This is a genomic window from Mesorhizobium sp. M0854, assembly GCF_040319815.1.
In the GTDB taxonomy this organism is placed as follows: Bacteria; Pseudomonadota; Alphaproteobacteria; order Rhizobiales; family Rhizobiaceae; genus Mesorhizobium.
This window is the reverse complement of sequence record NZ_JAMYOL010000007.1, coordinates 211138-235899: the sequence shown is the minus strand read 5'-3', so window position 1 is coordinate 235899 and position 24762 is coordinate 211138. Positions and strand designations below refer to the sequence as shown.

General features: G+C 62.5%; 30 protein-coding genes, 1 tRNA gene and 1 pseudogene. 15 read left to right on the top strand and 17 right to left on the bottom strand.

Annotated elements, in window-relative coordinates; all coding sequences use genetic code 11:
- Nucleotides 1-247: 247 nt before the first annotated feature.
- From NKH99_RS14680 to NKH99_RS14670, 3 genes are all read right to left on the bottom strand, one after another.
- Nucleotides 248-322: transfer RNA gene (locus tag NKH99_RS14680), tRNA-Glu, on the bottom strand.
- 90 nt (nucleotides 323-412) lie between these two features.
- Nucleotides 413-820, bottom strand: a complete 408-nt coding sequence (locus NKH99_RS14675) for a VOC family protein (protein WP_353014447.1) — start codon at nucleotides 818-820, stop codon at nucleotides 413-415.
- Nucleotides 817-1200 (bottom strand): fimbrial protein, encoded by a 384-nt coding sequence (locus NKH99_RS14670; RefSeq protein ID WP_352540246.1) that lies wholly within the window; start codon nucleotides 1198-1200, stop codon nucleotides 817-819. Before NKH99_RS14670 ends, NKH99_RS14675 begins: the two co-directional genes overlap by 4 nt.
- A 26-nt stretch (nucleotides 1201-1226) precedes the next feature.
- Between NKH99_RS14670 and NKH99_RS14665 the strand changes: the two genes are divergently transcribed.
- From NKH99_RS14665 to NKH99_RS14655, 3 genes are all read left to right on the top strand, one after another.
- Nucleotides 1227-2267: an RluA family pseudouridine synthase gene (locus tag NKH99_RS14665; RefSeq protein ID WP_353014446.1), complete on the top strand. Its 1041-nt coding sequence runs from the start codon at nucleotides 1227-1229 to the stop codon at nucleotides 2265-2267.
- 187 nt (nucleotides 2268-2454) lie between these two features.
- Complete coding sequence (rpoH, locus tag NKH99_RS14660) at nucleotides 2455-3366, top strand: RNA polymerase sigma factor RpoH (RefSeq protein WP_023678514.1); 912 nt, start codon at nucleotides 2455-2457, stop codon at nucleotides 3364-3366.
- Nucleotides 3367-3800: 434 nt separating this feature from the next.
- On the top strand, nucleotides 3801-4313 hold the full coding sequence (locus tag NKH99_RS14655; protein WP_352471143.1) for a hypothetical protein: 513 nt from the start codon (nucleotides 3801-3803) through the stop codon (nucleotides 4311-4313).
- A gap of 182 nt (nucleotides 4314-4495) precedes the next feature.
- Here the strand turns inward: NKH99_RS14655 and NKH99_RS14650 are convergent, their stop codons facing one another.
- From NKH99_RS14650 to NKH99_RS14635, 4 genes are all read right to left on the bottom strand, one after another.
- On the bottom strand, nucleotides 4496-5368 hold the full coding sequence (locus NKH99_RS14650; RefSeq protein ID WP_352471144.1) for an MBL fold metallo-hydrolase: 873 nt from the start codon (nucleotides 5366-5368) through the stop codon (nucleotides 4496-4498).
- A 150-nt stretch (nucleotides 5369-5518) separates the two neighbouring features.
- Entirely contained in the window at nucleotides 5519-6178 is a 660-nt protein-coding gene (locus NKH99_RS14645; RefSeq protein WP_023678511.1) for a peroxiredoxin, read from the bottom strand.
- 175 nt (nucleotides 6179-6353) lie between these two features.
- Complete coding sequence (locus NKH99_RS14640) at nucleotides 6354-6719, bottom strand: cell division protein ZapA (RefSeq protein ID WP_254816554.1); 366 nt, start codon at nucleotides 6717-6719, stop codon at nucleotides 6354-6356.
- Between the two features lie 4 nt (nucleotides 6720-6723).
- A complete protein-coding gene (locus NKH99_RS14635; RefSeq protein WP_006200774.1) occupies nucleotides 6724-6996 on the bottom strand; it encodes a DUF4164 domain-containing protein in 273 nt (90 codons plus the stop codon).
- A gap of 260 nt (nucleotides 6997-7256) precedes the next feature.
- On the opposite strand from NKH99_RS14635, the gene tkt reads away from it, so the two are divergent.
- The 3 genes from tkt to NKH99_RS14620 all read left to right on the top strand — a co-directional run bounded on the left by tkt (nucleotide 7257) and on the right by NKH99_RS14620 (nucleotide 12524).
- Complete coding sequence (gene tkt / locus NKH99_RS14630; RefSeq protein ID WP_353014445.1) at nucleotides 7257-9248, top strand: transketolase; 1992 nt, start codon at nucleotides 7257-7259, stop codon at nucleotides 9246-9248.
- A 158-nt stretch (nucleotides 9249-9406) separates the two neighbouring features.
- Nucleotides 9407-10417 (top strand): type I glyceraldehyde-3-phosphate dehydrogenase, encoded by a 1011-nt coding sequence (gap, locus tag NKH99_RS14625; protein WP_023678507.1) that lies wholly within the window; start codon nucleotides 9407-9409, stop codon nucleotides 10415-10417.
- A 217-nt stretch (nucleotides 10418-10634) separates the two neighbouring features.
- Nucleotides 10635-12524: a potassium/proton antiporter gene (locus tag NKH99_RS14620; RefSeq protein WP_353014444.1), complete on the top strand. Its 1890-nt coding sequence runs from the start codon at nucleotides 10635-10637 to the stop codon at nucleotides 12522-12524.
- Nucleotides 12525-12693: 169 nt separating this feature from the next.
- On the opposite strand, the gene NKH99_RS14615 is transcribed toward NKH99_RS14620, so the two are convergent.
- Nucleotides 12694-13611, bottom strand: a complete 918-nt coding sequence (locus NKH99_RS14615) for a polyprenyl synthetase family protein (RefSeq protein ID WP_352457948.1) — start codon at nucleotides 13609-13611, stop codon at nucleotides 12694-12696.
- A 79-nt stretch (nucleotides 13612-13690) separates the two neighbouring features.
- Here NKH99_RS14615 and NKH99_RS14610 point away from each other — a divergent pair, with 79 nt between their 5' ends.
- From NKH99_RS14610 to NKH99_RS14600, 3 genes are all read left to right on the top strand, one after another.
- Nucleotides 13691-14449: a biosynthetic peptidoglycan transglycosylase gene (locus tag NKH99_RS14610; protein ID WP_031212144.1), complete on the top strand. Its 759-nt coding sequence runs from the start codon at nucleotides 13691-13693 to the stop codon at nucleotides 14447-14449.
- 139 nt (nucleotides 14450-14588) lie between these two features.
- Nucleotides 14589-14771 (top strand): 50S ribosomal protein L32, encoded by a 183-nt coding sequence (gene rpmF / locus NKH99_RS14605; RefSeq protein WP_006203806.1) that lies wholly within the window; start codon nucleotides 14589-14591, stop codon nucleotides 14769-14771.
- A 200-nt stretch (nucleotides 14772-14971) separates the two neighbouring features.
- Nucleotides 14972-15373: a hypothetical protein gene (locus tag NKH99_RS14600; protein ID WP_023678503.1), complete on the top strand. Its 402-nt coding sequence runs from the start codon at nucleotides 14972-14974 to the stop codon at nucleotides 15371-15373.
- A gap of 10 nt (nucleotides 15374-15383) precedes the next feature.
- On the opposite strand, the pseudogene NKH99_RS14595 reads toward NKH99_RS14600, so the two are convergent.
- The 3 genes and pseudogenes from NKH99_RS14595 to NKH99_RS14585 form a co-directional block, all read right to left on the bottom strand.
- Nucleotides 15384-15815 (bottom strand): annotated as a pseudogene (locus NKH99_RS14595) (GlcG/HbpS family heme-binding protein).
- Between the two features lie 97 nt (nucleotides 15816-15912).
- Nucleotides 15913-16143 carry a hypothetical protein gene (locus tag NKH99_RS14590; protein ID WP_023678501.1) on the bottom strand — a complete coding sequence of 77 codons (231 nt, stop codon included), beginning with the start codon at nucleotides 16141-16143 and terminating at the stop codon, nucleotides 15913-15915.
- 75 nt (nucleotides 16144-16218) lie between these two features.
- Complete coding sequence (locus NKH99_RS14585) at nucleotides 16219-16743, bottom strand: winged helix-turn-helix transcriptional regulator (protein ID WP_353014443.1); 525 nt, start codon at nucleotides 16741-16743, stop codon at nucleotides 16219-16221.
- 96 nt (nucleotides 16744-16839) lie between these two features.
- Here NKH99_RS14585 and NKH99_RS14580 point away from each other — a divergent pair, with 96 nt between their 5' ends.
- Nucleotides 16840-17691, top strand: coding sequence for an alpha/beta fold hydrolase (locus tag NKH99_RS14580; protein ID WP_353014442.1), 852 nt, complete (start codon nucleotides 16840-16842; stop codon nucleotides 17689-17691).
- Nucleotides 17692-17750: 59 nt separating this feature from the next.
- Nucleotides 17751-18407, top strand: coding sequence for a glutathione S-transferase family protein (locus NKH99_RS14575; protein ID WP_352540253.1), 657 nt, complete (start codon nucleotides 17751-17753; stop codon nucleotides 18405-18407).
- A 128-nt stretch (nucleotides 18408-18535) separates the two neighbouring features.
- On the opposite strand, the gene NKH99_RS14570 is transcribed toward NKH99_RS14575, so the two are convergent.
- The 3 genes from NKH99_RS14570 to NKH99_RS14560 all read right to left on the bottom strand — a co-directional run bounded on the left by NKH99_RS14570 (nucleotide 18536) and on the right by NKH99_RS14560 (nucleotide 20393).
- A complete protein-coding gene (locus tag NKH99_RS14570) occupies nucleotides 18536-18823 on the bottom strand; it encodes an ArsR/SmtB family transcription factor (protein ID WP_023678497.1) in 288 nt (95 codons plus the stop codon).
- 31 nt (nucleotides 18824-18854) lie between these two features.
- Nucleotides 18855-20102: an MFS transporter gene (locus tag NKH99_RS14565; protein WP_352471149.1), complete on the bottom strand. Its 1248-nt coding sequence runs from the start codon at nucleotides 20100-20102 to the stop codon at nucleotides 18855-18857.
- A 96-nt stretch (nucleotides 20103-20198) separates the two neighbouring features.
- Entirely contained in the window at nucleotides 20199-20393 is a 195-nt protein-coding gene (locus NKH99_RS14560; protein ID WP_023678495.1) for a DUF1192 domain-containing protein, read from the bottom strand.
- A gap of 124 nt (nucleotides 20394-20517) precedes the next feature.
- Here NKH99_RS14560 and NKH99_RS14555 point away from each other — a divergent pair, with 124 nt between their 5' ends.
- The 3 genes from NKH99_RS14555 to NKH99_RS14545 all read left to right on the top strand — a co-directional run bounded on the left by NKH99_RS14555 (nucleotide 20518) and on the right by NKH99_RS14545 (nucleotide 22850).
- Nucleotides 20518-21528, top strand: coding sequence for an NAD(P)H-quinone oxidoreductase (locus tag NKH99_RS14555; protein ID WP_352471150.1), 1011 nt, complete (start codon nucleotides 20518-20520; stop codon nucleotides 21526-21528).
- Between the two features lie 132 nt (nucleotides 21529-21660).
- Nucleotides 21661-21801 (top strand): DUF1127 domain-containing protein, encoded by a 141-nt coding sequence (locus tag NKH99_RS14550; RefSeq protein WP_023678493.1) that lies wholly within the window; start codon nucleotides 21661-21663, stop codon nucleotides 21799-21801.
- A gap of 353 nt (nucleotides 21802-22154) precedes the next feature.
- Nucleotides 22155-22850 (top strand): DUF1013 domain-containing protein, encoded by a 696-nt coding sequence (locus tag NKH99_RS14545; RefSeq protein ID WP_023678492.1) that lies wholly within the window; start codon nucleotides 22155-22157, stop codon nucleotides 22848-22850.
- Nucleotides 22851-22908: 58 nt separating this feature from the next.
- Here the strand turns inward: NKH99_RS14545 and NKH99_RS14540 are convergent, their stop codons facing one another.
- From NKH99_RS14540 to NKH99_RS14530, 3 genes are all read right to left on the bottom strand, one after another.
- Nucleotides 22909-23628, bottom strand: a complete 720-nt coding sequence (locus tag NKH99_RS14540) for a helix-turn-helix transcriptional regulator (protein WP_352767669.1) — start codon at nucleotides 23626-23628, stop codon at nucleotides 22909-22911.
- Between the two features lie 18 nt (nucleotides 23629-23646).
- Nucleotides 23647-24054: a hypothetical protein gene (locus NKH99_RS14535; RefSeq protein WP_353014441.1), complete on the bottom strand. Its 408-nt coding sequence runs from the start codon at nucleotides 24052-24054 to the stop codon at nucleotides 23647-23649.
- 141 nt (nucleotides 24055-24195) lie between these two features.
- Nucleotides 24196-24363, bottom strand: coding sequence for a hypothetical protein (locus NKH99_RS14530; RefSeq protein WP_023678489.1), 168 nt, complete (start codon nucleotides 24361-24363; stop codon nucleotides 24196-24198).
- Nucleotides 24364-24565: 202 nt separating this feature from the next.
- Between NKH99_RS14530 and NKH99_RS14525 the strand changes: the two genes are divergently transcribed.
- Complete coding sequence (locus tag NKH99_RS14525; protein ID WP_352540257.1) at nucleotides 24566-24727, top strand: hypothetical protein; 162 nt, start codon at nucleotides 24566-24568, stop codon at nucleotides 24725-24727.
- The last annotated feature ends 35 nt before the right edge of the window (nucleotides 24728-24762 follow it).

Sequence of the window (24762 nt, the reverse complement as noted above, 5' to 3'; positions counted from 1 at the left end):
TGGATCATCTGCGCGAGCACAAGAAGGAGAGCCTGAGGGCCTTGGCCGCCTGAGCACCGTCATGTGTCCGCCGCTCCGCTAAACATGGGGGCTGCGCGGCGGACACGCCAACGTCACCGCAATGCCACGCCATTTTTGCAGAACTTGACGCACACAACTCGCTGCGCCAGAAGCGGCAATGAGCCAAACCCGCCGCGACCCAAGGCGATGGATCGGATTGATGGTTTGCCGAGAGCTGGGAGAGACTTGGTACGCCCAAGGGGAATCGAACCCCTGTTCCCGCCGTGAGAGGGCGGTGTCCTGACCGCTAGACGATGGGCGCGTTCAAGAACCGGCGATATAGGCTGACGGCTGGCAAAAAGCAACTAGGCTTAAGGCTGCCGATCGCGCCGGTGAAGTATCCGCTGCAAGCCTAGCGTTTTGGCTCGATCAGGTCCCAGAGATTTCCATAGAGATCTGCGAAAACCGCCACAGTGCCATAGGTCTCGTGCCGGGGCGCCTCACGGAACTCAACGCCCTTTTCGAGCATCAGCGCATAGTCGCGGGCAAAATCGTCGGTTTCGAGGAACAAAAAGACCCGGCCGCCGGTCTGGCTGCCGATGGCGTGCCTTTGCGCATCGCCGGATGCCTCGGCGAGAAGCAGGCGCGCACCCTGCCCGTTGCGCGGCGTGATCGTGACCCAGCGTTTGCCGCCGCCGAGATCGACATCTTCGGTGAGGACAAAACCCAGCTGGTCGACATACCACGAGATCGCCTCGTCATAATTTGCGACGACAAGCGCGACCGTGGCAATGCTGCGGTGTTTGGCAAAACCGGTCATTTGTTCCTGATCGAAAAATGGCCAACGATGCGGCGCTCGGTGATGTCATAGACGAAGATGGCGCGGCTGCCGTCGGGCAGCTCTGCGTCGATCGACAGGTGATTGCCGGACAGCGATTGGCTGATCACCCTGGCGCCGACCGGCAGCACGATGTCGCCGTTGACCGTCTCGCCGATCGGCACCTGGATGTCGCTGCTTAGCGGAGGGGCGGCAGGCGGCGCGTTGCGCGCTTTGTAGACAAGTGCCGCGATCACCACCATAAGGGCGAGGAACAGCAGGCCGAGATTGATGGCGACGAAGCGGACGAGCTTCCTCCGCACCTTTTCGACCTCGGGGTCGAGCGGCTTTTCCTCGTCTTCGTCGGCAAGCGGCCGGGCCATGGCAGCAGATTCCGGAACTGTTTTCGATGAGCGCTCATAACGAAGTGGTCAGACAATTAATAGGGGCCGGTCCGATCGTCCTGGAGGCGGGCGCTGATGCGGCCGGCCAGCGGCTCGACCAATGGCTGGCGGCCAGGCTCGGCCCCGACATGTCGCGCAGCCGGGTACAGATGCTGATAAAGCAGGGCGCCGTCAGGATCGGCGGCAAGCCAGCCAGCGAAACGAAGCGCAAGATGGCGCAAGGTGACAGCGTGTCGGTTGATATGCCGGAGCCGGAACCAGCGGCGCCGCAAGGCGAAGATATTGCGCTGGACGTCCTCTACGAGGACAGCGAGCTGATCGTCATCAACAAGCCGGCCGGGCTGGTCGTGCATCCCGGCGCCGGCAACTGGACCGGCACGCTGGTCAACGCGCTGATCCATCATTGCGGCGACAGCCTGTCTGGCATCGGCGGGGTGAGACGGCCGGGCATCGTCCATCGCCTCGACAAGGAGACCAGCGGCGTCATGGTCGTCGCCAAGACCGATCGCGCCCACAAGGCGTTGTCGGAGGCCTTTGCCGACCACGGCCTGACCGGCGATCTCGAGCGGGCCTATCTGGCGTTGGTCTGGGGCATACCGGCAAGGCCGACCGGGACGGTCGACGCGCCGCTCGGCCGCGCCGCCGACCGGGTACGCCGCGCCGTGGTGCCGCAAGGCCGCGACGATGCCCGCCACGCCGTCACGCATTTCATCGTCGTTGAGCGCTTTGGCGAGCAGCAGCAGGAATTCGCCACGGCGAGCCTGGTCGAATGCCGGCTGGAAACCGGTCGCACTCACCAGATACGCGTCCACATGGCCCATATCGGCCATCCGGTGATTGGCGACCCCGAATACGGCCAGGCTTTCCGCACCAAGGCCAATCGGTTGCCCGAGCCGCTAAGAAGCAAGGTAAAGGCGTTTCCGCAACAAGCTTTGCACGCCCGCCTCCTTGCATTTCGGCATCCCGATACCCATCTAACGATGAGGTTCGAAGCACCGATACCGTGGGACATGGAGGAACTCGTCGACGGCTTCCGCAAGCTCTGAACCAACCACCTGAAAACCTGACCGGCGTTGTTCACTTCAACGTGACACACTGTTTCGTGTTGAACAAATGCCTGTCTTTCTGGTTTTGTTCCTATATATGTCGGTTGGCGCGAATGTGCCTTTGGCATTCGCGCCACATGCCCGCCGCGTTTCGGGGGCATCACTCCAATAGAGAGGGGGCGCTATCATGGCCCAGTCATTACCCAGTATCGTTTCCGGCGAAGGCGGTCTCAGCCGCTACCTGGAAGAAATCCGCCGCTTTCCGATGCTTCAGCCGCAGGAAGAGTACATGCTCGCCAAGCGCTATGCCGAGCATGAGGACACCACAGCTGCGCACAAGCTCGTCACCAGCCACCTTCGGCTCGTCGCCAAGATCGCCATGGGCTATCGCGGCTATGGCCTGCCGATCGGCGAGGTGATCTCGGAAGGCAATGTCGGCCTGATGCAGGCCGTCAAGAAATTCGAACCGGAGCGCGGCTTCCGTCTCGCCACCTATGCGATGTGGTGGATCAAGGCCTCGATCCAGGAATACATCCTGCGCTCGTGGAGCCTGGTCAAGATGGGCACCACCGCCAACCAGAAGCGCCTGTTCTTCAACCTGCGCAAGGTGAAGGGCAAGATCCAGGCGCTCGACGAAGGCGATTTGAAGCCGGACCAGATCACCGAGATTGCCACCCGGCTGAACGTCTCGGAAGCGGAAGTCGTGTCGATGAACCGCCGCCTGTCGGGCGACGCCTCGCTCAATGCGCCCATCCGGGCCAGTGAAGGCGAGTCCGGCGAATGGCAGGACTGGCTGGTCGACGACCACGAAAGCCAGGAAGAGATGCTGATCGAGCAGGACGAGCTGGAAAACCGGCGCGGCATGCTGTCGGGCGCTCTTGCCGTGCTCAACGACCGCGAACGCCGCATCTTCGAGGCGCGCCGCCTCGCCGATGAGCCGTTGACGCTTGAAGAGCTGTCGGCCGAGTTCGATATCAGCCGCGAGCGCGTGCGCCAGATCGAGGTGCGCGCCTTCGAGAAGGTGCAGGACGCGGTCAAGGCCGCAGCCAAGCGCCAGACGCAGGCGCTGCGCACCATCGAGGCGCAGCCGGCGGCGTAAGGCCTTCCGGTAGAAACAAATAACGGCGGCGTCAGGTAACTGGCGCCGCCGTTTTTTTCTAAAGCGCGTCGCGTTCGGGCCGGCCTTGTGCGGCGCGCTTTAGATTCTTGTTTTTATGCATGTCGTTATCGCAAAACCGCTGCACACTTTTGCGCGACATGCATTAGCGGGTTGCCGGTTCCGCGGCGCCTTCGCGGATGTCCGATCCGTCGCCCTAACTGCTCAGTAGCCTTGCCAGGCGTCCCCAGACGATCTCATTGATAGCGGCATTGTCGCAATTTTCCCCAAGCCCTGAAAACCGCAAGGCTGCAAGCTGTGGCGGCAATGTTGCGGCGCCGACCGCGGCATTCCACAACCCGGCGCTTGCGGCAGGCGGGCGCGACAACGGTCCGTCGGGCAGTTGAGTTCGTCTATTGGAAACGAAAGGCAGTGTGATGATGACGATTTCTCCGTTTCTGGCCGCCCTCGGATCCGACGGTCCGCCAGCCGATCGAGCGAAAGACATGGCCCTGTATGGATGGCTAATTGGAAGCTGGGAGATGGACTCGGTCCACTACCTCGACGACGGCACAATCCAGAAATGGGATGGCGAATGCCATTTTGGCTGGGTGCTCGAAGGCCGCGCGATTCAGGACGTTTGGATCAGGCCCAAGCGCCCTGCTCCGTCCGCGATGTATGGCACAACCTTGCGCATCTTCGACCCTGGGATCGATGGCTGGCATATCATATGGAACGACCCGCTCAACCGGGATCACTCGCGCCAGATCGGGCGGGCCGAGGGTAAGGACATTGTCCAGCTCGGCAATGACTCGCGCGGTCTGCAAACTCGATGGCGTTTCACCGAGATCACTGCCACCAGCTTCCATTGGATCGGCGAGGAAAGATCTTCCGAGAGCGATCCTTGGCAAATCACGTATGAACATTTAGCCCGCCGAACAAAACCCTGACGCTCGACTGGCTGGCGTCTGCGCTGCTCCTCATCCGGCTGCCGCCACCGTCGTCCCGCATAGACCTATCGGATTCAAACATCGCAAAAATCGAATCAGGATCAATAGCTTGGATGACCATCGCAGAACGATGAGGGCGGCGCCGAGTCTGAATGGCATTGTAGTGCCAGCGACCCATCCTCTCACAGGCAATCGAGCGGAAACTTCAGATAGCGCTGCCCGTTGGATTCCGGTTCCGGCAGGCGTCCGCCATTCATATTGACCTGCAGCGCGTGCAGGATCAGCCGCGGCATCGGCAACGTCCTGTCGCGGGCTTGGCGGAGCGCGACGAAGTCGGCTTCCGTCTTGCAGCCGGCAACATGGATGTTGCCGGCTTTCTGCTCCGCGACCGTGCTTTCCCACCGCGCTTCGCGACCGCCCGGCTGGTAGTCGTGACCGACGAACAGACGTGTCTCGTCCGGCAGCGCCAGGATGTCCTCGATCGAACGCCAGAGCCGCTCGGCACTGCCGCCCGGAAAGTCTGTCCTTGCGGTGCCGCTGTCCGGCATGAACAGCGTGTCGTGGATGAAGGCGGCGTCGCCAATGACGTAAGTGATCGAGGCCAGTGTGTGGCCCGGCGAGAACAGCACTCTTGCCGCAATGCCGCCGACCGAAAAAGTTGCGCCGTTGGCGAACAGCCTGTCCCATTGCGAACCGTCGGCGGGGAATTCCGGCCAGTTGTAGATCACCTTCCACAATTTCTGGACGTCGATGACCTTCTCGCCGATTGCCGTCGGCGCTCCGGTTCTCCCCCTCAGATAATGGGCGGCGGAGAAATGATCCGCATGCGGATGCGTGTCGAGGATCCACTCGACCTCCAGCCCGCTTTCCCTGACGAAGTCGAGCAGGGCGTCGGCGTTTTTCGTTGCCGTTGCACCGGACCTTTCGTCGAAGTCGAGCACCGGATCGATGATGGCGCATTTGCGGGTCGCCATGTCGGCGACCACATACTGGACGGACCCGCTCGGCTTGTCATAGAAGCCGGTGACCTGCGACCTGGCCGATAATGCGTCCAATCCAGCCTCCTTCGCCCCTCACCACGGCAGGAAGGATTTTCTCTGCCACGGCAAATTAAAGGCATGGTTGTCCGTCAACCAGGCATCGTCAAGCACCCCATGCTCACACGGCCAGGAAAACCGAAAACTCTCTGTGCCGCCTCTGCCTGCTCAGGCGGAAGGCTGCTTGGTTTTCCTGAGATATGGCAGGATCGTCTCATAGGCGCCGAAGCGCTTGATGGCATCCTCATTCGAGACGGCAGCGGTGATGATGACGTCCTCGCCCTGCTTCCAGTTCGCCGGCGTCGCCACCTGGTGCTTGGCGGTCAGCTGCATGGAATCGATGGCGCGCAGGATTTCGTCGAAGTTGCGGCCCGTCGTCATCGGGTAGGTGAGAACCAGCTTGATCTTCTTGTCGGGCCCGATGACGTAAACCGAACGCACCGTGGCATTGTCGGCGGGCGTGCGGCCTTCCGAGCTCTCGCCGGCACCCGCCGGCAGCATCTCGTAAAGCTTGGCGACCTTGAGATCCTTGTCGCCGATCAGCGGGTAGTTCACCGAATGACCGGTCGCGGTCTTGATGTCGTTCTGCCACTTTTCATGGCTTTGGACGGGATCGACCGAGATGCCGATGATCTTGACGTTGCGCTTCCTGAACTCGCCTTCGAGCCCGGCCATTGTGCCGAGTTCGGTCGTGCAAACCGGCGTAAAGTTCTTCGGATGGCTGAACAATACCGCCCAGCCATCGCCGATCCATTCATGGAAGCTGATCGGTCCTTGCGTGGTCTCAGCGGTGAAGTCCGGTGCGATATCGTTGATGCGAAGGCTCATGACGTGTCCCTTACCCTGTGCGTGCAGATCGCAGCCGGCGTTGGCCGGCGCTGCTTTTGCCTTTCTATCACTCCGGCGTCATCCTTCAAACGCCTGTTGCGCCGGCATCAAGGCCGGCGGCGAAATATTTTCATTGCTTCTCGGCAAATGCAGCAGGAATTTTCGCTGCGCTGGTTCAGGCCTTGTTCACTGCCAACGTCGTCGCCAGGTCTTCCATGCGCTGGGCCAGTGCGCCGAGCGCCCCGGTCAGCACGGAATCGTTCTTGTCGGCCTTGGTCAGTGCGTCGTCGCGCGTCTTGCGCAGCGTCAGCACTTCGCTTTCCATGCCCTTGACCCGCTTCTGCAGTTCCGAAAGCTCGTCCATGACCATGATGCCGGCCATCACGGTCAGCCGCTGGTCGCCGATCTCGCCAAAAGAATCCTTCAGATGCGAGACATAGCGGTCGAAGCGCTCGGCAAGATCGATCAGATGCTCTTCCTGGCCCTCGTCGCAGGCCATCCGATACTGCTTGCCGTCGATGGAAACCGTGACTTGTGCCATTGGCCTACCTGTCCAGTACCGCGCGGATGGTTTCCATAGCTGTCACCAGCCTTCGCGACACTTCCTTGTTGGCATCTTCCAGCCGTTCGGCGCGGGCCTCGGAATTGTCGAGCTCCTGCGCCAGCCGCGAGCGGTCGGCGTTCATCCGCTGCACTTCGGCCTCGGCTTCCGAATAGTCCCGCTCATGCTCAAGCTTGGCCGCGACGGCGTTTTCCAGCCCTTCGATGGCCTTACCCAGCCTGGCAATGACTTCCTTGAGGGTCGTTTCCCCGGTCATGGCTTTCGTCCTGCGCCCTGCCCATCACCGAATCATCCACGTTCAGAACGCGTTATCCCTGAAACATTACGCGTCGTGTGAACCGCACGTCAATAAAGCTGTCGCGACTGTCCCCTGCTAACGCTAATGTAAGTCGCGCACGGCCATCACAAGACCGGCAAAAGCACACCGATTTGTTGACTAAAAGGCCGCGCCTGCTATGTGTCGCGCACCCTTTTCAAGGGCTTTCCCAAGGCCCAAACCCCCATTTTGGAGGAAGCATGACCTCGCGCGAACAACATGACCGGATGGCCAATGCGATCCGTTTTCTCGCCATGGACGCCGTCGAGAAGGCAAATTCCGGCCACCCCGGACTGCCCATGGGCTGCGCCGACATCGCCACGGTGCTGTTCACCCGCTTTCTCAAATACGATCCGAAAAACCCGCATTGGCCGGACCGCGACCGCTTTATCCTGTCGGCCGGCCACGGATCGATGCTGCTTTACTCGCTGCTCTATCTGACCGGCTACGAAGACATCACCATCGACCAGATCAAGCAGTTCCGCCAATTGGGGTCGAGGACGGCGGGCCACCCGGAATACGGCCATGCCGCGGGCATTGAGACGACGACCGGCCCACTCGGCCAGGGCCTTGCCAATTCGGTCGGCTTCGCGCTCGGCGAGCGCATCATGAATGCCGCTTTCGGCAAAGATCTCGTCGACCACTACACCTATGTGCTGGCCGGCGACGGCTGCCTGATGGAAGGCGTATCCCAGGAAGCCATCGCGCTTGCCGGGCATCTGAAACTGAACAAGCTGATCGTCTTCTGGGACAACAACAACATCTCGATCGATGGCCCGGTGTCGCTCGCCGATAACACCGATCAGGTCGCCCGCTTCCAGGCGTCCGGCTGGAATGCCAGCCATATCGACGGCCAGGACCCGGAAGCGATCGCCTATGCCATCGAAGCGGCCCGCCACTCCGACAAGCCGACGATGATCGCCTGCAAGACGACCATCGGCTTCGGCGCGCCGACCAAGGCCGGCACCAACAAGGCGCATGGCTCGCCGCTCGGCGCCGAGGAAATCGCTGGCGCCAGAAAATTCTTCGGCTGGGATTATCCGCCCTTCGAGGTTCCGGCCGATATCCTCGACGCATGGCGTACCGCCGGGCGGACAGGCGTCAAGGCGCGCACCGACTGGGAAAGCCGCCTTGCCAAGGCTGATGCCAAATTGCGCAGCGAGTTCGAACGCCGCATCAGTGGCACGCTGCCGGCCAACTTCGACGCCGTCATTGGCGATTACAAGAAGAAGCTCGCCGCCGACAAGCCGAAGGTCGCCACCCGTAAGTCATCGGAAATGGCGCTGGAGGTCATCAACGGCGCCGTGCCCGAAACCATCGGCGGCTCGGCCGATTTGACCGGCTCCAACAACACCAAGACCAGCCAGACCAAGAACATCACCGCCGACGATTACGGCCAGCGCTACGTTCATTACGGCGTTCGCGAGCACGGCATGGCGGCCGCGCTCAACGGGCTGACATTGCATGGCGGCATTATCGCCTACGGCGGCACTTTCATGTGCTTTTCCGACTATGCCCGTCCGGCGATGCGGCTTGCTTCGTTGATGGGCATCCGCTCGATCTTCGTCATGACCCATGATTCCATCGGCCTTGGCGAAGACGGCCCGACCCATCAGCCGGTCGAGCATCTGGCAGCACTTCGCGCCATTCCGAACCACAATGTCTTCCGCCCCGCCGACGCGGTGGAAACCGCGGAATGCTGGCAGTTGGCCATTGAGTCGGAAAAGACGCCTTCGACATTGGCGCTGACCCGGCAGAACCTGCCGACGGTACGCAACGACTTCGTTGCGGAAAACCTCTCCAGCCGCGGCGCCTATGAACTTGCCGCCGCCAGTGGCGAGGCGGCGGTGACGATCTTCGCTTCGGGCTCCGAGATCGAGATCGCGCTGGCCGCCCGCGAGGCCTTGGAAAAGCACGGCCACGCGACCCGCGTCGTCTCGGTGCCGTGTTTCGAATTGTTCGACAAGCAGAGCGCCGACTATCGCAGCAGGACGATCGGCAATGCGCCGCTCAAGATTGCCATCGAAGCCGGCATCCGTCAGGGCTGGGATCACTTCATCGGCACCGACGGCATCTTTGTCGGCATGACCGGCTTCGGCGCCTCCGGCACCATCGAACAGCTCTACCCGCATTTCGGCATCACAGCCGAGGCAACGGTGAAGGCGGCGGAAGCCCGTCTGCATGGCAAATGAAAGTGAGCCCCGCCCGGCAAAGGCTGGCATAGCGGTTTTGCCGGGCGGTGGAGCACTAATCGATTTAAATCCACGCCTCGGCGGCTGGATTCTTTGCCCGTCCGCCGTTATGAAGCTGCGGACTTGATCTTCGGCCTCCAACTCCCAGGGAGAGAACAATGACCGTCAGAGTTGCCATCAACGGATTCGGCCGCATCGGCCGCAACATCCTGCGCGCCATCCATGAATCCGGCCGCAAGGATATCGACGTCGTCGCGGTCAACGATCTCGGCCCGGTCGAGACCAACGCGCATCTGCTGCGCTTCGACAGCGTGCATGGCCGCTTTCCGCATGAGGTGACGGTTGACGGCGACCAGATCATCGTCGGCAAGGAGAAATTCAAGGTCACCGCGATCAAGGATCCGACGCAACTGCCCTGGAAGGAGCTTGGCATCGACATCGCGCTCGAATGCACCGGTATCTTCACCGCCCGCGACAAGGCCGTCGCCCATCTGACCGCCGGTGCCAAGCGCGTTCTCGTCTCCGCTCCGGCGGAAGGCGCCGATCTCACCGTCGTCTATGGCATCAATCACGACAAGCTGACCAAGGACCACATCGTCATCTCAAACGCCTCCTGCACCACCAACTGCCTGGCGCCGCTGGCGGCCGTGCTGAATGAGGCGGTCGGCATCGAGAAGGGCATGATGACGACGATCCATTCCTACACCGGCGACCAGCCGACGCTGGACACCATGCACAAGGACCTCTACCGCGCCCGCGCCGCCGCGCTGTCGCAGATTCCGACCTCGACCGGTGCTGCCAAGGCCATCGGCCTGGTACTGCCCGAACTCAAGGGCAAGCTCGACGGCATCTCCATCCGCGTGCCGACCCCGAACGTCTCGCTCGTCGATTTCAAGTTTATCGCCAAGCGGCCGACCACCGTCCAGGAGATCAATGACGCGGTGATCGCCGCCTCGAACGGCAAGCTGAAGGGCATCCTCGCCGTTACCCGTCACCCCAATGTTTCGATCGACTTCAACCATGATCCGCATTCCTCGATCGTGGCGCTCGACCAGACCAAGGTCATGGACGGCAACTTCGTTTCGGTGCTGTCGTGGTACGACAATGAGTGGGGCTTTTCCAACCGCATGGGCGATACCGCCGTCGCCTTCGGCAAGACCATCGCCTGATCGCAGAGCCAGCTTCTCGACTTGGAGGCGCCCGGCTCCGTCCGGGCGTTTTTCATTGCAGCACGAACCGCCGAGGCACGCTCCGCTGCTCGGGGGTGCCAAAACTTTCGACGATCGGCAGCGTGGGGCAAAAAGCCACGCTGCTGCCTTGCAGCGGCCATGTCTTCGCCCCACTCTCCCGTGATGCCGTAGCATATCGACTAGGGGCGACCAACGAATGGAGCATGGTATCTATCTTGTGACGCTCGTTGGCGCAGCACTTGTCGTTGCCGCCGCGTTTTCAAGCCTGATCGCCTTCCGTTTCGGCGCCCCTCTCCTGCTGCTGTTTCTCTGCATCGGCCTCGCCACCGGAACCGACGGTCTCGGCATCCATTTCGACAATGCCCGAGTTGCCTATTTTGCCGGCTCATTGGCGCTGGCGGTCATCCTTTTCGATTCCGGCTTCGGCACGCCGCTCAACGCCTTGCGGCAGGCGGCCGGCCCGGCGCTGTCGCTGGCCACATTCGGCGTCCTTTTGACCACCGGGCTCTTCGGCGCCGCCGCCTATTATCTGCTCGACCTGACCTGGCTGGAATCCTTCCTGCTCGGTGCCGCCGTCGCCTCGACCGACGCCGCGGCGGTGTTCTTCCTGCTGCGCGCCGGCGAGATCAATTTGCGCGAGCGCGTGCGGTCCACGCTCGAGGTGGAATCCGGCACAAATGACCCGATCGCCATCTTCCTGACCATCACGCTGGTCGAGGTCATCGCCGCCAATACCCACCCCGAGGCCAAGGTGCTGGTCACCGATCTTGCCGTCGGCTTCCTTGTCAACATGGGGCTCGGCGCGGTCATCGGCATTCTCGGCGGCATGGCCATTGTGCGCCTTGTCGATCGCCTCAATCTCGATCACGGCCTGCTGCCGATCTTCGTGCTGACGCTGTCGCTTATGGTGTTCGCTGCCGCCGGTGCCGTCGGCGGCTCCGGCTTCCTGGCGGTCTATCTCGCAGGCCTGATTGCCGGCAATTCCGATATCCGGGCCGTGACCATCCTCAAGCGCTTCCAGGACGGCATGTCGTGGCTGGCGCAGATCATCATGTTCCTGATCCTCGGCCTGTTCGCGACGCCTTCACAATTTCCGGCGATCCTGGTGCCGGCAGTGCTGCTCGGCCTGTTCCTGGTATTTGTGGCACGGCCAATCGCCGTCTGGCTCTGCCTGGTGCCGTTCCGTCTGCCACGCCCGGAAGTCGCCTTCGTCTCGTGGGTTGGCCTGCGTGGTGCCGTGTCGATCCTGCTTGCCATCACGCCGCTGCTCGGCGGTCTCGAGAACGGCCGCCTCATCTTCAACACTGCCTTCATCATCGTGCTGGTCTCGCTGATCATCCAGGGATGGACCGTCGGGCCGCTGGCGCGCCGTCTCGGCCTTATCGTGCCGGCCCGCCTGGGACCGCTCGACAAGGTCGAATTGGAACTGCCGGGCTCCGCCCATCATGAGCTTCTCGCCTACCGCGTGTCACCTGGCAGCCCGGTGGCGCGCGGCGAACGCATTCCGCGCTGGGCGCGGCCGTCGCTGGTGCTGCGCGACGGACGCTCGATGCGCTTCCAGGATATGGGCCGGCTCGCGGCCGGCGACCATGTCTACATCTTCGTGCCGGACCGCTATCCGCGCCTGCTCGACAAGCTGTTCGCCAGCCGTGCCGTGGTCGATCCCGAGGACGCGGATTTCTTCGGCGCCTTCGCCGTCGATCCGTCACGCCCCGCCGAGGAACTGGAAACCGCCTACGCGCCGGGCCTGACCGAAGCGGAACGCAAGCTCAGCATTGGTGACCTGGTCACTACGCGGCTCGGCGGCCACGCCGAATATGCCGACCGCGTGCTGCTCGGTCCGATCGAGCTGATCGTCCGCGACGTCGACGACAAGGGCAGGATCACCGGCCTTGGCCTGTCCTTTGAGCCGACCGCGCCGGTGGCGCGCGTTCCTGTGTTTCTCAGTGCCGGCGAAATCCGCGACCGCATCGCCGCCTTCATCCGCAACCGGCGCAAGCCGGCCAAGGCGCGGGCGGTCGAGGCGGCGGCCGAGATGGAAACGGTTCCGCAGCCCGTGGTGGAAAAGACAACTGGCGAAGGCTGACCGCTGTCCACCCGAGCCGCGGAACCCTGCCGCGAGGCTGAAGAATGGCTCAGCAACTGGTGTGGCGCGTCCATGTGTTCCGACATCGCCGGAAATGATCCCGATCGGCCGGTTGCGAGGACGTTCGGCCGATCAGTCGCCAATTCTCCGGCGCGCTATAGGGGCGCGCTTAATTGTTGCGGGCCGCTACGAACTGCGCCGCTTGTTTCAGAAGCGCAGCTTGCTCGCCAAAAGGTTCGAGCAACGCATGAGCCTGGTCAACGAGGCCATGGAGCTGGCCCCGCGCCCAGTCCGGTCCGTGCAGCGCGACCAGCGTCGCCTTGCCGGCCGCGGCATCCTTGCCGGTCGCCTTGCCCATCTGATGCGCGTCGGCGGTCAGGTCGAGCAGATCGTCGGCAAGCTGAAAGGCAAGCCCGATCGCCGAGCCGAACTCGGCCAGCCTCTCGCGGTCGCCCGACGGCGCGCCGGCAAGGATAGCGCCCGCTTCGCAGGCAAAGCGGATCAGCGCACCGGTTTTCATCGCCTGAAGCCGGATGATGCCGGCCTCGTCCGGCCGGCTTTGTTCGGCTTCGAGATCGAGCATCTGGCCGCCGACCATGCTTCCCGCCCCGGCGGCGCGGGCCAGTGCCAGCACCAGCGTTGCCCTGCGCTCGGCCGGCAGCATTGTCGCCTCGTCAGCAAGGATGTCGAAGGCAAGTGTCAGCAAGGCGTCGCCCGCAAGAATGGCGGTCGCCTCATCGAAAGCCCTGTGCACGGTCGGCTGGCCGCGGCGCAAATCGTCGTCGTCCATGGCCGGTAGATCGTCATGGATGAGCGAATAGCAGTGCACGCATTCGAGCGCCGCCGCGACGCGCAGCGCCGCCTCGCCGTCGGCTGAAAACAGTGCAGCACTTTCCATGACCAGGAAGGGACGCAGTCGTTTGCCGCCGTTCAGCACGCCATGTCGCATTGCCGCCATCAGGCGTTCGGGCCGCGCGACCTCGCCCGAAAGCGTCCGTCCGTCGAGCAACCGCCTCAGCAGCGCCTCGAGCGGAACTGCCCGGGCAATAAGTGCAGCTTCGAACGCCATTTGGTCGTCTTTCGTCATGGTCGGGAGCGGTAGCCGACACTCAGACGTTGCGCAAGAAGCCAAGCGCCATTATGCCGGGGGCAGGGAGTAGCGCGGACTGGGTGGCTTGGCGGAACCGATCGTCGATCACGAAACCGAAGGGTTGGACATGGCGAGACCGAGACGCGGCAGCCGCATCGGTCTTCAACGCTGGGTCCGGCGCGGCATCGCCGTCGCCGTCGTGCTGGCGCTGGTGCCGGTGGTGCTGACCTTCCTGTACCTGCCGACATTCGTGCATCCGGTGTCGACATTGATGCTGAAGGACCTGGCGACGTTTTCTGGCTACGATCGGCGCTGGGTTTCCATCGACGATGTCGCGCCGGTGCTGGCATATTCGGTCATCATGTCGGAGGACGGGCAGTTCTGTTTCCATCGCGGCGTCGATCTGGGCGAGTTGCGCGGCGTCGTCGACGATGCGCTCGCCGGCGAGATGACACGTGGCGCCTCGACCATCACCATGCAGACGGTAAAGAATCTTTATCTATGGTCGCGGCCGTTGGGCTCGGTCCGTAAGGTCGTGGAACTGCCGCTGGCCGTCTATTTCGATGCGGTGCTGTCGAAACGGCGGATCATGGAGATCTACCTCAACATCGCCGAATGGGGACCGGGCATCTACGGTATCGAGGCCGCCGCCCAGCATCATTTCGGCGTCTCGGCAAAACAGCTGTCGCGCCGGCAGGCAGCGCTGCTTGCCGTCACCTTGCCGAATCCGATCGTGCGCAATCCGGCGAAGCCCGGGCCGGGACTGAGGCGGCTTGCCGCGTTGATCGAACGGCGCGCCGGCCGCGCCGGCGCCTATGTCGGTTGCCTGCGATAGTGTCAAAAAAAAACACGGCGACGCTGGCCAAAACGCCGTCGGGCGTGTATAGGCACCCGACTTTCTCAGATTCCGGCCCCTGATGTGGCCCTTTCACGAGGGCCGCCGGGGCGTTTTGACCATGTAGTGGAGCATATCCATGGCCGTTCCGAAACGAAAAACCTCTCCGTCGAAGCGCGGCATGCGCCGTTCTGCCGACGCACTGAAGGCCCCGACCTATGTCGAGGACAAGAACTCCGGCGAGATGCGCCGTCCGCACCATATCGACCTGAAGACCGGCATGTATCGCGGTCGCCAGGTTCTGGAGCCGAAGGAAAGCTGATAGAGCTTTCGACGGTTTATTGGGTTGCGAAGCGACCGGCCATTGGCCGGTCTTTTTGCGTTTGCGACAACTGATCGTATCAGCCGGGCCTGACATTGTTGTTTCACGCCGTCTTTGTCCGTGTTTATCGGCCGCACGAAAATTCTTGACGGCGAACGCCGGGCGCACTCTACAAAGATCAGTCCAACCGGAGCCGCCACATGTTCGGTGCCATCCCGCTGCTGATCGTGCCTTTCATCCTCTACAATCTCGGGCTTCTGGGAATATTCGGCAGCGGCGACGATCCGTGGGCCACCGAAATGTTTTCGGTCCGGATGATGTCGGGTGGCGTGTTCTCGATGACCCTCGGCGACCTCATCGTGCTGATCGCACTGATCTTCTTGTTCGTCGAAGTGGTGAAGTCGACGCGCACGACAAATGCCTCGATCATGGACCATCTTTTGTCGACCTTCGTCTTTGTCGCCTATCTGGTCGAGTTCCTGCTGGTGAAGGGCGCCGCCCATTCCGTTTTCTTCACACTGATGGTCATAGCGCTGATCGACGTGCTGGCCGGCTTTTCGGTGTCGATGCGGTCGGCCACCCGCGACATCAATATGAGTTAAGGATCCCGACTCAGCCCGGGTCAGCGGAGAAGCCAGCCGCCTCGACACCGGCGATGGCTGCCGTTTCATCATTGTCGGACGTGTCGCCGGAAATACCGATGGCGCCGATGATCGTGCCGGCGTTGTCACGGATCAGCACGCCGCCGACGACCGGCAGGACGCGCGCGCCCGACACGTCGGAGATGTCGGCGATCAGATGCGGGCGCTCCTTGGCGAAAGCTTCCACCCGGCGCGGGCCCATGCCGATAGCGAGCGCGCCATAGGCCTTGCCGGCCGACATTTGCGGACGCAGGAACGAGGCGCCGTCCTGACGCTGGAACGCGACCAGATGGGCGCCGGCGTCGAGCACCGAGACGCCAAGCGGCCTGAGCTTGAGCTAGGCACCCTTGGCAAAGGCGGCGGCGATGATTTCAAGGGCTTTGTCGAGCGTCAGTGCGGTCATGGCCGTCTCCTGAACGCGCCAGTTATCAGCCGTCAGAACAGACTCCGAGTGAACTGTTTCACGTGCGGAAGGAAGCATGGATTCTGGGAGCGCCGGCCTATTTCTTCTTGGCGCGAGGCTTCTTCACCGGGGCCGGAGGCGCATTGGCCAGGTCTTCCGCTTCCTTGGCGAGGCGCAGCGCCCGCAGCTTGTTGGTCTTGGCTTGGCGAGCGTCGCTCTCGGCGACATATTCCGCCATCGCCTTCTGGCGAACCGTGGCTGCCTCTTCCTGTTTCTTGAAACGCAAATCGGCCCGCGCACGGGCAGTGTCCTTAGAGTTCTCGACCAAGAGCGTTATCCAATCCGTAAATTATCTTCAGTCCCTTGATAGCAGAGCCAGCCCGCAATTGGGAAAATAAGTTGGTCATGGCGCCGGGTCGCAACCGACTCGCGCCGCCTTGCGGGCGACGACCGCATCGTACCCGGCCTGCAAAGTCTCGCGGACGGTGGGTCCAGATGGGGCGGGAGACGCACCCAGATGCTCGTGGCGCAACTCGTTCATGAACTTATCCCACATCGGCGGGCCGCCTTTTTCCAGAAGCTCGGCACGGATAGAGAGCTCTTCGCTGACCGGCAGCCAGACGCGACCCCAGGCGCCGAGATGCGCCAGGATCGGCACCAGCGTAATCGCCATTTCGGTCAGGCTGTAGATCGCTTTTTGCTTATGGGAGGGATCGTCCGCCTTGGTCAGCATGCCGAGCTCCTTCAGCCTCTTCAGCCGGTCGGCGAGGATGTTGGAGGCGATGCCCTCCACCGAGCCGTTGAGCAGTTCGCGAAAGTGGCGTCTGCCGCCGAAGATGATGTCGCGAAGGATGATCAGGCTCCACCGGTCACCGAACACTTCGAGCGACAGGTTGATGGGGCATCCGGACCGACGATCGATGTTCATGCGAATCTCCAAAACCGGTTGCATTATCGTATCGGTTTTAATATCGTGCAACTGATTGCAAAATGCAATCGGATTGGAAGCCCAGGGAGGAAAGCCATGAAAAACGCCGAACACCCCGAAATCGCATCCCAGACGTTCGGCGATCCGGCCCATCCTGCGGTGTTGTTGATCATGGGCGCGATGGCTTCCATGCTTTGGTGGCCCGAAGCGTTTTGCCGGAAGCTGGCCGGCGAGGGTCGCTTCGTGATCCGCTATGACAATCGCGATACCGGCCGTTCGACCAAATACGCGCCGGGCGAGCCGCCTTATACATTCGACGACATGGCGGACGATGCCGTCCGCGTCCTTGACGACCAGGGAATCCGAAAGGCGCACGTGGTCGGCATGTCGATGGGCGGCATGATCGCGCAGCTCGTTGCGTTGAAATACCCGTCGCGTGTCACTTCGCTGACGGTGATCAGCAGCTCGCCCTTGGGCATCGATACGTCGCATTTGCCCGGAACCACTGAGGCCTATAGGAAATATTCGGCCGAAGGCGCCAAGGTCGACTGGGCGGACCGGGGCCAAGCGGTCGATTTCATCGTCAAGGACGCGCATGCGCTCACCGGTGCGGCGCACTCTTTCGACGAGCAGCGAACACGGGCTTTCGTCGAACAGGATTATGACCGGTCCGGCGGTTTTCTAAGTGCGACCAATCATTTCATGCTCAAGAGTGGCGAAGATGGGAGCGGCGAGCACTGGACGGGTCGGCTGCCCAACATGAAAATCCCGCTCCTCGTTATCCACGGCACCGACGATCCCATCTTTCCAGTCGAGCATGGCGCCGCTCTTGCCGACGCGGTCGCCGGTGCAAGGCTGCTCCGGATCGAGGGCGGCGGCCACGAGCTGCATCCCGACGACTGGGCCGCGATCATCGATGCCATCGTCACCCACAGCCAGGCCAAATAGTACCGAGCCGACCTCGACATCGAATTTCCGCGAGACGAACCCCCTGAGGAACGACAACAATGTCCCTGATTATGCACCTTCATCCACTGGCCTCCTTCTGCTGGAAGCCGCTGATCGCGCTCTATGAGAACGGCACGCCATTCACATCGGTCGTTGTCGATCTCGGCAATGAACAATCGCGCGCGGCGTTTCTGAAATTGTGGCCGCTCGGCAAGATGCCGGTGCTGCGCGATGAAGCGCTTGACCGGACCGTGCCGGAATCGACGATCGTCATCGAATATCTCAACGCGTATTATCCTGGGCCGGTCGAACTGATCCCCGCCGATCTCGATCTCGCTCGCCAGACGCGGCTCGCCGACCGCTTCTATGACTTCTACGTCCAGGAACCGATGCAGAAGATCGTTGGCGACCGGCTGCGGCCGGAGGGCAAGACCGATCCGTTCGGCGTCGAGCAGGCCCGCGCCCAGCTGCGCAGCTCCTACGCCATCATTGAACAGGACATGCGGTCGAGGACATGGGCGGTGGGTGCGAGCTTCACCATGGCCGACTGCGCTGCCGCCCCCGCGCTGTTCTACGCCAACAAGGTCGAGCCTTTCGGAGACGAATATCCTGCGGTCAGGCGCTATCACGACCGGTTGCTGCAACGCCCCTCGGTTGCCCGTGTGATCGAGGAAGCACAGCCGTATCTCAAGCTCTTCCCCTACAACAATGGCTAGAGTGGTTCATCGTTTCACGGAAACGCCGAACCGCTCTATCTCTTCCGGACGGAAAACCGTTTCACACTTTTCCTGGAATTGCTCTAGGCCCGATGCTGCCTAGTTGCTCGACGCGCTGACGATGCCTCTCAGCTTCCGGGTGAACCGAGCTGCTCCGCATCCCAGAACTGGTCAAGCCAGATGTTGAGCTTCAGGAAGCCGGCATTGCTGACCGTATAGACGCGCCTGGTGCCTTCCGGCTTGGCGTTGACCAACCCCGCATCAAGCAGCACCTTCAGGTGCTGCGAAACGGCCGGGCGGGACACCGGCAAGCCGGATGCCAATTCGTTGACGGTCTTCGGTCCGCGCCGGAGCTCTTCCAAGAGATGGCGCCGGTTGGGATCGGCAATCGCCATGAAGGCGTCGGAAAGCATCATGCCTTATTTGTGGGGCAAAGCGCCTCGAATCTCAACTGTCGGCTTCAGCTTTTCTACGCGGGTCGAGCCGCAACGCTTCCGGCGTCACCGAGCGATCGGCGGGCTGGGTCTTGAAGGCATCGCGGCCTTCGATCGGCACCGGCGCGCGACGGCTGATGCGCAGCAGCGTATAGCCAGCCAGGCTGAGATGCGCGAGCGCAGTGGCTAGGAACAGCCCCTCAGGGCGCATCCAGCCCATCAGGCCGGCGGCCACCAGCGGACCGATCATCGTGCCGAAGCCATAAAGCAGCAGCAGGCCGCCCGACACTTTGACGAAGTCCTCCGATCGCGCATGGTCATTGGCATGCGCCACCGCGATCGAATAGAGCGTGTAGGCGAAGGCGCCGTAGGCGGCGGTGCAGACGATGACGAAGACGCCGGAGCGCGGTTCGAACAGGAAGATGGCGATGGCAAACAGCGCAGCGCCGCAGGCCGCGCCCGCCAGCACGAAACGACGGTCCGTCATGTCGGAGAGCCGCCCGGCCGGAAGCTGCATGGCGGCGCCGGCGATGACCACGAGGCTCATCATCAGCGCGATCTCGGCTGTCGAGATGCCGATGCGCGCTCCATAGACGGCACCAAGTGTACCCCAGGCGCCGTTGGCGATGCCGATCAGCACGCAAGCGATCGCCGACACCGGCGAATTGACGTAGAGCCCCTTGACGTCAAGCGACACGTCCTGCAGCGGCTTGGGGTGAGACGCCGTCGAGACCGCTGTCGGGATCAGCGACAGGCAGAACAGAATGCCGGTGATCATGAACAGCGACGCCGATCTCACATCGCCGCCGGCAACGATCATCTGACCGCCCATGATCGAGGCATAGGTGACCATCATGTAGAGGCCGAAGACGGTGCCGCGGTTTTCGTTGGTGGCCTTCTCGTTGAGCCAGCTTTCGATGACCATGAAGGCGCCGGCCATGGTGAAGCCGGTGAAGGCGCGCAGCAGGATCCAGGTATATTCGTCGATGATCAGGCCGGTGAGCAATGCGACGATCGCTCCCGATGCGGCAAAGGCGCCGAAAGCCCTGACATGACCGGCGCGGCGCACGATGCGTGGCGCAAAGAAGCAGCCGGTGACGAAGCCGCCGGCCCAAGCCGTGCCCATCAGGCCGAGCGATGCCGTCGAGAAGCCCTCCACCTGGCCGCGCAGCGGCAATAGCAGACCGTGCAGTCCAGATGCCGCCAACAGGAACGCGGTGCCGCGCAGCAGCGAGAGGATCGGTCTGTAGCTTGCGAACATTTTTCAATCCGGCTGGGGTTTAGGGCACAAGTCTGGAGACAGCGGCATTCGGGCTTTTCGGCGGCGTGCCCGAGCTTTTGGAATTGCCCGCAGTAACTACCCGCGGCGAAACAGCGCCTCTGCCGCCGACTTGGTCGAGCCCTTGGTCTTGAGCTCGGCTTCCAGCCGGGCGATCTCGTCGCGCAGGATGCCGATCCGTTCGGACAATTCATCGACGGAAAGCAGCGACAGATCCTGCCCGATCTCGTGCGGGCGCGCTTTCTTCTTGGGTTCGTCGTCGAAGATCGCCATCGTCGCTCCTCCGTGATTGCCCATTTGCCTGATTTGCCAATGAGCATACATAGGGCAAGGGTATGGATGCAAATGGCGGGCAAGAGCTGGCACGAGAAACCGGCGGAGCACGACGGGAAAATTCATGGCGAACGCACAGAAAATTCCGGCGAAGATGATGGCGATCGCCATATCGGAACCGGGCGGGCCGCGAGTGCTGAAACCGGAAACCCGCGACGTACCGGTTCCCGGTTCCGGCGAGATCCTGATCCGGGTGCGGGCCGCCGGCGTCAACCGGCCGGACGTGCAACAGCGCAAGGGCGCCTATCCGCCACCGCCGGGAGCGTCGGATCTGCCGGGGCTGGAGGCGGCAGGCGAAGTCGCTGCCCTTGGTGACGAGATATCGCGCTGGCGCGTCGGCGACCGGGTCTGTGCGCTGACGGCGGGCGGCGGCTATGCCGAATATGTCAGAGTGCACGCCGGCAGCGTGCTGCCGCTGCCCGCCGGCTTTACCTACACCGAAGCGGCGGCGCTGCCGGAAAACTACTTCACTGTTTGGCACAATGTCTTCGAGCGCGGCGGCCTGAAGAGCGGCGAGACACTGCTCGTGCATGGCGGCTCGTCGGGTATCGGCACCACGGCGATCCAGCTTGCTGCCGCTTTCGGCGCCTATGTCGTCACCACCGCCGGCAGCAAGGAGAAATGCGACGCCTGCCTCAAGCTCGGCGCCGACCGGGCGATCAACTATCGCGAGGAGGACTTCGTCGCCGCAGTCAAGGAGGCAACCGGCGGCAAGGGTGCCAATGTCATCCTCGACATGGTCGGCGGCGACTATGTGGCGCGAAACTATGAGGCTGCAGCCATGGAAGGCCGCATCGTCCAGATCGCGACGCAGGGCGGGGCAGTGGCGAGCGCCGATTTCTTCAAGATCATGGCCAAGCGGCTCGTGCACACAGGATCGCTGCTCAGGCCACGCACCGTGGAGTTCAAGGCGGCAGTTGCGGCTGCGCTCGAGGCGCAGGTTTGGCCGCTGCTCGGCACGCGCAAGGTTGCGCCGGTGATGGATACGATCTTCCCGCTCAAGGAAGCGTGGCGGGCGCATGAGCGGATGGAGGAGGGTGAGCACATCGGCAAGATTGTGCTCGATGTCGCCTGACGGCCCGCAAACAGGCTGAACGAAAGCTTAATGGTGCAATGCAACAAACGCATTGCGGCCATGCAAAAGCGTCTGTTCAATTTTTCATCGCCGATGCCTATTTACGCGGCATCAAAACGATGGAGGACTATAATGAACCCGATCCGCGCTTTCCGTAACTGGCGCATGTACAACGAAACCGTGCGCGAACTAAACCGGCTGAATGCTCGTCAGCTCAACGACCTCGGCATCAACCGCGGCGACATCGAGAGAATCGCCCGCAAAGGGCTTTGATCTCGAGCACGATCCCGCTCGAAGACCGGGCGCCGCTTTTCGGCAACGCCGAGCCGCGGTTCGGGATCAAGCTTTAGAAGCCAGAGCCGCAGCAGACGGATTCCGTCGCCGGTTCCGAGCCCGCCCGACCTTGGTCTGGCGGGCTTTGTCTTTTTGAAGGTTTCGACTGCATGGCGTCATCTGCCGACCCTTCGCGGTCTGCTGGTCGCGCTGCCGTGCCGTCCTTGACGCGCGCCTGCCAAAAACATTGCGAAACGGCGAGCGAGCGGTTATATAGACCGCGATTTTCCCATTTTGGTGGCTCTAAACCACCGCCCGCGCGGGAACGCGGGCGAACGAGAAGGATTTTTGTAATGGCCAATACGCTGCTGATGCCAAAGGCGACCGCCGTCTGGCTGGTTGACAACACAGCGCTTTCCTTCGAGCAGATTGCGCAGTTCTGCGGACTGCATCCGCTTGAGGTCAAGGCGATCGCCGACGGCGAGTCGGCGCAAGGCATCAAGGGCATGGACCCGATCATGACCGGCCAGCTCACTCGCGACGAGATCGCGCGCGCCGAGAAGGACGCCAACCACCGGCTGAAGCTCTCCGATCCCAAGGTGCGGGTGCCGGAATCCAAACGCAAGGGTCCGCGCTACACGCCGCTGTCGAAGCGCCAGGACCGGCCCAACGCCATCCTCTGGCTGGTGCGCAACCATCCCGAGCTCAAGGATGCGCAGATTGCCCGCCTTGTCGGCACAACGAAGTCGACGATCGACCAGATCCGCGACAGAAAGCACTGGAACTCCGCCAATCTCCAGCCGATGGATCCGGTGACGCTCGGCCTGACGTCGCAGATCGACCTCGATATGGAAATCAACCGCGCCTCGCGCGGCCGCGAGCAGGCGCAGCCGGTCGGCGATACGCTGCTGCCGGCCGCCTTGACCGAACGGCTGGTGCCGGCGCCCGAAAAGCCGAAGGACGAGGACCGCGAACTTGACGCCAACGCCGTCTTCGCCAAGCTTTCGGCGCTGAAGTCGAAGGACAAGGACGCCGACGAAGAGGAATAGGTCTGGCATCCAAAACTAAAAGCCCGCTTTCAAGCGGGCTTTTTTGTGATCTTCCGTGTCAGCTTCGCGCCGCCCGGTCCGGCGCCATGCCGTAATCCTCGCTGCGCTCCACCGCTCGATAGAAATCGGCGAGCTGCTTGCCGCGCTCCGGCTTGAAGGTGCGGCCGGCGATGACCACCGTGGCGATGCGGTCGATGCGGAAGGCGCGGAAATCGCCGCGCATCTCACACCAGGCGACCAAGGTCCACACCTTGCCCCAGAACCACAGGCCGAGCGGGCGGATGTCGCGCGCGGTGCTGCGGCCGGCCTCATCCGAATAGTCGATGGTCAGCACCTGACGTTTCTCGATGGACCGCTCGATCAGGTCGATGGCTTCGCGGGCGGCATCGCTTACCACCCACATCGGCGTGTGGATCTCGGTACGGGCGATGCGGTCCTTTTCGGCGTCGGGCAACACGGCGCCTATCTTGACCAGCGCCTCGTCGGCGGCTCGCGCCATGGCCGCGCCGCCAAAGGCGCGCACCATGCGGGCGCCGGCGACCAGCGCGACGATCTCGTCACGCGTGAACATCAGCGGCGGAAGGTCGAAACCCTCCCTCATCATGTAGCCGACACCGGCCTCGCCGTCGATCGGCACGCCGGTCGACTGCAGATCGGCGATGTCGCGATAGATCGTCCGCTCGGAAACCTCGAGCCACGTGCCCAGCTTCTGGGCGGTGACCAGACGACCACCACGCAGATGCTGCACGATCTGGAAGAGCCTGTCGGCGCGGCGCATCGTATGGTCCCTCGGCGTCTATCGTTCCAGCCCTTCGCGCTTGCGCTGCGCGGCGACGAAGGCCGCGCCGAAGGACAGTTTCTTCGTTGTCGGCGTGCTTGCGTCGACCACCCGCCAGAACGGCGCAACATCGCCCAGCGCCATACCACGCTCAAGATCCTCGTTGGCGGCCTCGGCGACGGTGCGCAGATGATAGCCGATGGTGACCGGACATGTCATCTCGGCACCGTGCTCGATGGCGAGAGCGATGCGCAAAGCGCGGACATTCATGTCCATGCCTTCGGGGATGGAGCGGATGAATGCATGGACCTGGCGAGCTGTAGGAACCAGCATCGGCTGGCCTTCGATGACGTCGCCGATGGTGCGTGGCGACGGTCTTATGCCGTTGATGCCAGGCGTGTTCAGCCTGTCGTTCCAGCTTTTCATCGATCGTCCTCTCGGCCATCCGGCTCCGGCGGCCATCGCACTATGGCACGAGCCTCCTGACACCATACTGTCAGGAGGCTTCAGCATGCCCATTTCAGCTCGTCGCCAGGTCGCATCCAAACGCCACGCAGAAAGCTTGCCTCAATTGCCGCCATTGCGGCGGTCGCCATACATGTCCGGCCAACCAATATCCTTGCGGATGTCCGCCGGCAGGGTGTTCATGAATCGCTGGGTGCGGATCTCATTGCGGATCGTCCGGATCTTGCCGACATAGTGCTGCACGCTACGCAGAATGGTAATACCGTTCATGGCTGGTCTCCTCTCTTTCGATGCAGGCACTATCGCACACCCCTGCTGACAGCAGTCTGTCAGGAGGGTGCGGCTCTCATGACCGGCGTTCCGATTTATCCATCGAAGTGACAAGGCAGTGCTGAAAAGAGGCTTGCCGCAGTGGAAGCCGGCGATCCCGGAGCCGCTTTGACAGCCAGCCGCGATGCTGATCAAAGGCTGCATGTCGAAACTTCTCGCGCTCGTCATCATCTTCATGATGGTCATCCAGCTCATCAAGCCGCTCGGCTGGCCCGGGCTGAAGCGGCGCAGCGATTTCTGGAAGCTGGCGCTGCTGGCGATGGCGGCGATTTCGATTACGGCGGTGCTCGGGCACTGGACGTAATGCATGTCGCGCAAAAGTGTGCAGCGGTTTTGCGA

What these genes read in the sequence shown, in the direction of transcription:
- NKH99_RS14635 (WP_006200774.1), bottom strand. Translation starts at nt 6,996, where the DNA reads ATGACCGGGGAAACGACCCTCAAGGAAGTCATTGCCAGGCTGGGTAAG.
- NKH99_RS14535 (WP_353014441.1), bottom strand. Translation starts at nt 24,054, where the DNA reads ATGAAAAGCTGGAACGACAGGCTGAACACGCCTGGCATCAACGGCATA.
- NKH99_RS14575 (WP_352540253.1), top strand. Translation starts at nt 17,751, where the DNA reads ATGTCCCTGATTATGCACCTTCATCCACTGGCCTCCTTCTGCTGGAAG.
- NKH99_RS14585 (WP_353014443.1), bottom strand. Translation starts at nt 16,743, where the DNA reads ATGAACATCGATCGTCGGTCCGGATGCCCCATCAACCTGTCGCTCGAA.
- rpoH (WP_023678514.1), top strand. Translation starts at nt 2,455, where the DNA reads ATGGCCCAGTCATTACCCAGTATCGTTTCCGGCGAAGGCGGTCTCAGC.
- NKH99_RS14570 (WP_023678497.1), bottom strand. Translation starts at nt 18,823, where the DNA reads ATGATGCTTTCCGACGCCTTCATGGCGATTGCCGATCCCAACCGGCGC.
- NKH99_RS14655 (WP_352471143.1), top strand. Translation starts at nt 3,801, where the DNA reads ATGATGACGATTTCTCCGTTTCTGGCCGCCCTCGGATCCGACGGTCCG.
- rpmF (WP_006203806.1), top strand. Translation starts at nt 14,589, where the DNA reads ATGGCCGTTCCGAAACGAAAAACCTCTCCGTCGAAGCGCGGCATGCGC.
- NKH99_RS14545 (WP_023678492.1), top strand. Translation starts at nt 22,155, where the DNA reads ATGGCCAATACGCTGCTGATGCCAAAGGCGACCGCCGTCTGGCTGGTT.
- NKH99_RS14580 (WP_353014442.1), top strand. Translation starts at nt 16,840, where the DNA reads ATGAAAAACGCCGAACACCCCGAAATCGCATCCCAGACGTTCGGCGAT.
- gap (WP_023678507.1), top strand. Translation starts at nt 9,407, where the DNA reads ATGACCGTCAGAGTTGCCATCAACGGATTCGGCCGCATCGGCCGCAAC.
- tkt (WP_353014445.1), top strand. Translation starts at nt 7,257, where the DNA reads ATGACCTCGCGCGAACAACATGACCGGATGGCCAATGCGATCCGTTTT.
- NKH99_RS14645 (WP_023678511.1), bottom strand. Translation starts at nt 6,178, where the DNA reads ATGAGCCTTCGCATCAACGATATCGCACCGGACTTCACCGCTGAGACC.
- NKH99_RS14540 (WP_352767669.1), bottom strand. Translation starts at nt 23,628, where the DNA reads ATGCGCCGCGCCGACAGGCTCTTCCAGATCGTGCAGCATCTGCGTGGT.
- NKH99_RS14640 (WP_254816554.1), bottom strand. Translation starts at nt 6,719, where the DNA reads ATGGCACAAGTCACGGTTTCCATCGACGGCAAGCAGTATCGGATGGCC.
- NKH99_RS14600 (WP_023678503.1), top strand. Translation starts at nt 14,972, where the DNA reads ATGTTCGGTGCCATCCCGCTGCTGATCGTGCCTTTCATCCTCTACAAT.
- NKH99_RS14560 (WP_023678495.1), bottom strand. Translation starts at nt 20,393, where the DNA reads ATGGCGATCTTCGACGACGAACCCAAGAAGAAAGCGCGCCCGCACGAG.
- NKH99_RS14565 (WP_352471149.1), bottom strand. Translation starts at nt 20,102, where the DNA reads ATGTTCGCAAGCTACAGACCGATCCTCTCGCTGCTGCGCGGCACCGCG.
- NKH99_RS14620 (WP_353014444.1), top strand. Translation starts at nt 10,635, where the DNA reads ATGGAGCATGGTATCTATCTTGTGACGCTCGTTGGCGCAGCACTTGTC.
- NKH99_RS14530 (WP_023678489.1), bottom strand. Translation starts at nt 24,363, where the DNA reads ATGAACGGTATTACCATTCTGCGTAGCGTGCAGCACTATGTCGGCAAG.
- NKH99_RS14555 (WP_352471150.1), top strand. Translation starts at nt 20,518, where the DNA reads ATGGCGAACGCACAGAAAATTCCGGCGAAGATGATGGCGATCGCCATA.
- NKH99_RS14670 (WP_352540246.1), bottom strand. Translation starts at nt 1,200, where the DNA reads ATGGCCCGGCCGCTTGCCGACGAAGACGAGGAAAAGCCGCTCGACCCC.
- NKH99_RS14615 (WP_352457948.1), bottom strand. Translation starts at nt 13,611, where the DNA reads ATGACGAAAGACGACCAAATGGCGTTCGAAGCTGCACTTATTGCCCGG.
- NKH99_RS14525 (WP_352540257.1), top strand. Translation starts at nt 24,566, where the DNA reads ATGTCGAAACTTCTCGCGCTCGTCATCATCTTCATGATGGTCATCCAG.
- NKH99_RS14675 (WP_353014447.1), bottom strand. Translation starts at nt 820, where the DNA reads ATGACCGGTTTTGCCAAACACCGCAGCATTGCCACGGTCGCGCTTGTC.
- NKH99_RS14665 (WP_353014446.1), top strand. Translation starts at nt 1,227, where the DNA reads ATGAGCGCTCATAACGAAGTGGTCAGACAATTAATAGGGGCCGGTCCG.
- NKH99_RS14550 (WP_023678493.1), top strand. Translation starts at nt 21,661, where the DNA reads ATGAACCCGATCCGCGCTTTCCGTAACTGGCGCATGTACAACGAAACC.